This is a genomic window from Arthrobacter sp. H5 (genome assembly GCF_000520595.1).
Classification (GTDB): domain Bacteria; phylum Actinomycetota; class Actinomycetes; order Actinomycetales; family Micrococcaceae; genus Arthrobacter_D.
The window spans coordinates 1-6,001 of record NZ_KI915028.1; the positions used below are offsets into that span (position 1 = coordinate 1).

7 protein-coding genes are annotated in these 6,001 nt (G+C 61.0%); 2 read left to right on the top strand and 5 right to left on the bottom strand.

Annotated features, from left to right (window positions below):
- Positions 1-335: 335 nt before the first annotated feature.
- From Y708_RS30555 to purB, 4 genes are all read right to left on the bottom strand, one after another.
- Positions 336-800, bottom strand: a complete 465-nt coding sequence (locus Y708_RS30555; protein WP_253905898.1) for a transposase — start codon at positions 798-800, stop codon at positions 336-338.
- Positions 733-1,245 carry a hypothetical protein gene (locus tag Y708_RS31290; RefSeq protein ID WP_253905897.1) on the bottom strand — a complete coding sequence of 171 codons (513 nt, stop codon included), beginning with the start codon at positions 1,243-1,245 and terminating at the stop codon, positions 733-735. Before Y708_RS31290 ends, Y708_RS30555 begins: the two co-directional genes overlap by 68 nt.
- A gap of 190 nt (positions 1,246-1,435) precedes the next feature.
- Complete coding sequence (locus tag Y708_RS0119690; protein WP_028281237.1) at positions 1,436-2,356, bottom strand: AEC family transporter; 921 nt, start codon at positions 2,354-2,356, stop codon at positions 1,436-1,438.
- 32 nt (positions 2,357-2,388) lie between these two features.
- The gene (gene purB, locus Y708_RS0119695; protein WP_028281238.1) at positions 2,389-3,816 is read right to left on the bottom strand and encodes an adenylosuccinate lyase; all 1,428 of its coding nucleotides are present in this window, start codon (positions 3,814-3,816) and stop codon (positions 2,389-2,391) included.
- Positions 3,817-3,952: 136 nt separating this feature from the next.
- On the opposite strand from purB, the gene Y708_RS0119700 reads away from it, so the two are divergent.
- Together Y708_RS0119700 and Y708_RS0119705 are read left to right on the top strand one after the other, a co-directional pair.
- Positions 3,953-4,258 (top strand): hypothetical protein, encoded by a 306-nt coding sequence (locus Y708_RS0119700; protein ID WP_028281239.1) that lies wholly within the window; start codon positions 3,953-3,955, stop codon positions 4,256-4,258.
- Complete coding sequence (locus Y708_RS0119705; protein WP_028281240.1) at positions 4,255-5,514, top strand: hypothetical protein; 1,260 nt, start codon at positions 4,255-4,257, stop codon at positions 5,512-5,514. The genes Y708_RS0119700 and Y708_RS0119705 overlap by 4 nt, the downstream gene beginning before the upstream one ends.
- Here the strand turns inward: Y708_RS0119705 and Y708_RS0119710 are convergent, their stop codons facing one another.
- Positions 5,515-5,919 carry a phage holin family protein gene (locus tag Y708_RS0119710; RefSeq protein WP_028281241.1) on the bottom strand — a complete coding sequence of 135 codons (405 nt, stop codon included), beginning with the start codon at positions 5,917-5,919 and terminating at the stop codon, positions 5,515-5,517. It lies immediately after the preceding gene.
- Between the last annotated feature and the right edge of the window lie 82 nt (positions 5,920-6,001).

Below are 6,001 nucleotides of genomic sequence, written 5' to 3' on the forward strand. Positions count from 1 at the left end.
TTGCCAATATCCAGGGCAGCAACCCTGGCAATAATCTGTTCCTCATCCTGGGACTGCGCCAACACGGCCCTCGCCCGACCTTTCCCTACCCTCGTACCTGATATGGACAGGTGGCCGCCTGCGGGAATCACAACGGGGAAAAGCTGAATCTAGTCCTCGTGCTCAATCAATCGGCAACAGTGAAGGGCCCACGGCGTGATCCCCAATGCCCGGCTAGACGACGGCCTCAACGAACCATAGGGATAACGGCATCGACAGGCGACCACAACAACATTTTCAGCCCGGAACGGGCGTCCCGCAAGGGACACCTTGGCTAGATGATTGATTCCAAGGGGTTAGTGGTCGTAGGCGGTTAGTGAGCGGCGGATTGTGTGTCCGGTTTGGTCGTTGTGCCAGATGGCGGCGGTCATGGCGAGGATACGTTGGGTAACTCTGGTGATCACGCCGGAGGGGGTGCGTCCGCGGTGTTGTTCGAGGTTGAGTTGGCCTTTGAAGGTTTCGTTGATGGACTCGATGATCTGTCGCAGGGGTTTGAAGAAACGGGATCCTGCCCGCGGCTTCTCTCCTTTACGTGCCGGGCGCAGCAGCTCGATTCCTGCCTGGTCGATGGTGTGCTCGAACTCGTTGCCGAAGTAGTTTTTGTCCGCGATCATCATCTGCTGGCTGCCGTGTCGGCTGCGCGTCTTGGCCATGACCGGGGTACCGGCGAGGATGCTTAGGAACGTTTCGCGTTCATCGGCTTTCGCCCCTGTCAGGGCATAGCCGACGGGCAGCCCGTGCAGGGTGCAGACCCCAGAAATAACGGGAGTGGGAGGCGCAGTACCCGTATTCGGCCCACCCTGCCAGGTCCGAGCGCTGCGCGGTCTCGCGGGAGCGCCCGCATTCAACCGGGGTGGAATCGACCACCCAGACCTGGTCGTCGTGGATCTGCGTTTGGCTGCCCAGGATCTTGATGAGCCAGTTCATTGTGCCGGCGAGGCGGCGCAGCCTCTTGTTATAGCCGGGCTGCTTTGGCAGGTCGGGGAAGAGTCCGTGCAGGTTCTTGCGGGCGAACCGCAGCCACCTGGCCTCGCTGGTATAGCCGCGCAGTGCCTGCATCACGGCCAAGGTGATCAGTTCCGCATCCGAGATCCTTGGCGCGATCCCGACCAGCGGACGGGATGGTAGTTGTTCGGGAAACTGCTTCAGCAAGTCATCAGCGGTGACGTAAAGTGAAGTTGCAAGGGCGTCCAGATCAGTGTCCATGTTTGAGCCTTTCAGGGAATCAAATGTTGGGTTAACAACACCGACTCTGGACGCCCTTCACTCACACTCCGGTCAGGACACACCGAACCGACCCCTTGGAATCAATCATCTAGGAGGGGTCCTTTCTTTTTCTCTGCCTGTCCGGATTCTGGACGCCCGATCCGGACAGGCATACCAGGTGAGTGGTTGCTTAAGCCAGGAGCGCCGCGGCGAGCACAAGCACGGGCACGGCCAGCGCTGAACTGATCAGAATCACGTCACGCGCTACGGGAACACCGCGGTCATACCGGCTCGCAAAGAGGAAGATGTTCTGGGCGGCCGGGAGAGCGGACATGACTACGGCGCCGAAGAGCAGCTCGCCGTGCAGGTTAAAGAGGAACCGGGAAACGAGGTAGGTCATCGCCGGCATGACAACTGTCTTGATTACCGTGGCAACGAGCACTTCGGTACGGAATTCCTTTGCGCCGAGTGGCCTGCTGCCACGCAGTGACATGCCAAACGCCAAGAGGACCAGCGGGACAGCGGCGCCGCCCAGCAGCTTGAGTGGCTCCATCACCGGATCGGGAATATCCAGGCCGGCCCATGCCACGAGCACACCCAGCACGGAAGCGATGATGATCGGGTTCCGCACGGGCTGCGTGACGATGTTCTTTACGGAAGCTCTCCGGCCTGAGGCGAGGTCGAGGAAGGCAAGGTAGAAGGGAGTGAGGATCAGCAGCTGCACCAGCAGGACGGGTGCCACCGGCGTCGCGTTTCCCAGGGCGTAGACCGCAATCGGAATGCCAATATTGTTGGCGTTGACGTAGGAGCTGGCCATGGCCCCCACCGCTGTCTCCGCGGCGGGACGCCTGAACCAGATCCGGCTGAGCGTCACATAGAGGATTGCGGCCAGAACTGAGGTAAGAAGGGCGATCGGAGCATAGGCGGAAAAGACCTGCTCCAGGTTAGCGGTGGCCAGGATGGTGAACAGCAATGCGGGGTTGGTGATGAAGAAGGCCGTCCGGCTGAGGACCTGCCCGGCATCGCGGCCCGCCAGTTCAAGACGGCCGGCAACATAGCCCACCAGGATGACGGCGCCCACAATGGCAAAGCCGATCAATACGCCTGCCACTGTGACGTCCTATTCCGGGTGTTGTGAACGGCTCAGCTCAGGTGGTCAACAAGGCTTTCAGCGAGGCCTGTGTACGTTGCAGGGGTCAATTCCAGCAGGCGTCCCTCCGCTTCCGTAGATAGGCCAAGTCCAAGCACAAATTCTTTCATCCGGGCCGCATCCACCCGTTGTCCGCGGGTGAGATCCTTCAGGCGTTCATAGGGGCCCTCCATGCCCGGCGTTCCGGCGATGGCTTCTGCCCGCATCACCATCTGGATCGCTTCACCCAGCACCTCCCAATTGCCGTTGAGGTCCTCTGCGAGCACCGCTCCGGCCACATCGAGGCGCTGCAGCCCTTTGGCGACATTTGAAATCGCCAGGAGCGAGTGGCCAAATGCCACGCCGATAGTGCGTTGGGAGGAAGAATCCGTCAGGTCACGCTGCCAGCGCGAAGTGACCAGAGTGGAGGCCAGAACGTCCAACTGCGAACAGGAGATCTCAAGATTTGCCTCGGCGTTCTCAAACCGGATGGGATTGACCTTGTGCGGCATGGTTGAGGAACCGGTGGCGCCCGCCACGGGAACCTGCGCAAAGTACCCGATCGAGATGTAACTCCACACATCGGTGCAGAAGTTGTGCAGGATCCGGTTGAACCGTGCGACATCCGCGTACAGCTCCGCCTGCCAATCATGGGACTCAATCTGCGTGGTCAACGGATTCCAGTTCAGGCCAAGGCCTTCCACGAAACCCCGAGAAAGGCCCTGCCAGTCCGCCGCCGGAACGGAAGCGACATGAGCCGCGTAGGTTCCGGTTGCCCCGTTGATTTTACCCAGGTACTCAGTCTGTGCAATTCGCCGCAACTGGCGGTTGAGCCGGTGGGCTACGACGGCCAGTTCCTTGCCGAGGGTGGTTGGAGTGGCAGGCTGCCCGTGGGTCCGCGAGAGCATGGGCACGGCCTTGGATTCTTCCGCCATCACAACTATCTGGTCCACCAGCGACCTTGCGGCCGGCAGCCACACCTGCTCCACGGCGCCCCTGACGCCCATGGCGTAGGACAGGTTGTTGATGTCCTCGGAAGTGCAGCCGAAGTGCACAAGCGGCAACAGATGTGAGATGCCGATGCCCTCCAGCCTGCGGCCGATAAAGTACTCAACGGCCTTCACATCATGGACGGTGTCCTGCTCGATTTCGGCGAGTTCCGCGATCGAATTGCCGTCAAAGGACAACACGATGGACCTCAGGGCCGACTCCTGCTCACTGGTCAAAGGCTGCGTCCCGGGAAGCGCGGAGTTCCGGGTGAGGTGGATCAACCATTCCACCTCGACATGCACGCGGTCCCGGTTGAGTGCGGCTTCAGAGAGGTGGTCCACCAAGGGCGCGACGGCGGCGCGGTACCTTCCGTCCAAAGGCCCAAGCGCAATCGGGGCGCCATGGATCGAAACGGACGCAAGTTCTACGCGGGAAAGTGGAGTGTGAGCCATACAAGCAATCATTCCATGACAGGCCTGCTCCGCAGGAAGCGTGACTTTACCTGCACAGAAACGAAAGTCAGGCGATTTACGCACATAGAGCACCTTCCGCCAATGTGCGTGGCCCGCGATCCGTAGGTTCTTAGTCATGGGTGGACAGGGAACGACGGCGGCACGCTGCGAAACGTGGGCACAGGACAGTCAGGCGGTGGCCGCGCTCGCGTACCAGGTACGGCTGCACTCGGATTCCGTTGATGAGATCTGCGCCCGCCTCGTTGCGGTTGCCGGTATTGACTGGGAGTCACCCGCAGGCAGGAACTTCCGCAGCTATCTGGGGGAGCGCCGGCGCAGCATGGCGGAGGTTGCCGGGCTGCTGCGCTTGGCTGCGGTCCAACTGGATGCCCATTCCGCCGCCCTGTATCAGGCCGAAGCAGCAGCGCAGGTAGGACAATGAGCTGGACCGAACTTGTTCCTGTTGCTGCTCCGCCGAACGATCCTGGCCTGGTTTCGGTTAGCGGCGGAGTTGGGGGCATCCGCTTCCAATGGGAGGAGCTGTCCCGCGGAGCGGAATCGCTAGGCCGCTTGGCCGGCGATCTGCAAGTGGTTGTTCAAGGGCTGAGCCAGGTGATCCTCGAACTTCGACAACTTCCCCATCTGTTTCGGCCCCTTCCGGTGACTACAGGTCCTGCAGCCATGGATGCGGTTGAGGCAGCGTACGCTGCGGCTTCCGGAAACGAGAGTGAACTGCAGTCTGCTTCATGGAAGGTCAGATCCAGCCGCGCGGCGTATGACGGAGCGGAACTGCTGGCCGCCGCCAGGTTCCAGATGCGTGCGCTTCACCTGTTTGGCGCCGCCCAGAGTCTAATCCTCACCATGAAAAGCCTCACCTACCTGAAATCCGATCACATCTCAGTCACCCGCACCAGCAGTGAGCCGTCGCAGGTGGATCCTTCCATCCACGGAATGTTGAGACGGTTGGAAGCCGCGGATGCCGAGGGCGATGGTTATCTGGAGGTTCTTGAAGTGGACCGGGCGGAGGGGAAGACGTTTGTTGTGTCCATGCCTGGAACGCAGAATTCCTCTCCGTATCCAACGGAGAACCCGTGGGACCTGACTGGCATCGCGGAAGCAATGAACCAGGACAGCCATTTCGTCAAAGAGGCCATCCGCAGCGCGCTTGACGAGGCCGGTGCCAAGGACGGCGACCAGTTGATTCTGGTCGGCTACAGCCAGAGCGGCATGCACGCCATGAACATCGCTGCGGACAAGCAGATCCAGACAGACTTCGATGTTGCAATGGTCCTCACTGCGGGGTCACCCATAGCCACCGAAAACGCAATGGATGGGACCACCTATCTGCACCTTGAGCACGGCTCGGACCCAGTGCCCAGACTGGATGCGGGACCAAACAGTGACCAGCGCAACCAGGTCACCGTCACCGTGGACAACCCGGCAACCCTGCTGGACGGCGATGACAAGGGCTTCGGTCCTGCACATAAGATCGGGACCTACCTGGAGGCCGCCGCAGCGGTGGACGCAAGCGACCACCCGTCCCTCGCGCCTGCCGCTCTCCTCGCCGCTGGTCTGGGAGGAAGCACAACGGCCACCCGCCACGTTTTTAAGGCGACCCGGACGGTTCCCCCTCCACCCCCCGCGTCACTCACCTCTGGTCAGAAGCCGGTGCCGCGCTTCGGACGGGACCGGCGCTGACTACTTCCGCGTCCCCGTCAGGGAACCGGCAATGAGCGACACCACGCTGATGATGAGTGATCCAACAATCGCAGTCCAGAAGAAATCATCAACGCCAAAGGTGACCGGTGTGAAACTGGTCAGCCACGAGGTCAGCATCAACATCGCGGCGTTGATGATGATCGTGAACAGGCCAAGCGTCAGAATTGTGATGGGCAGTGATAGCAGGGAGACTATGGGCCGGACCAGGGCATTCACGATGCCGAAGACCAGACCCACAAACAGGTAGGCAAGGATTGTGCCAACCGTCTGGTCGCCCGACGCTTCAGCCGTGGCCTCGGACCCCACGGTGATCCCGGGAAGGACCCACGCGGCAATCCACAGGGCCAGAGCGTTAATCAGAATCCGCACTAGGAACTTCAGCATGAACATATGCTGTCACATGCACCTGCGAGTTCCCCATCATTGATGACAGCCTCCTATCCTCGGCCGGTAGGCGCTGCCGGCC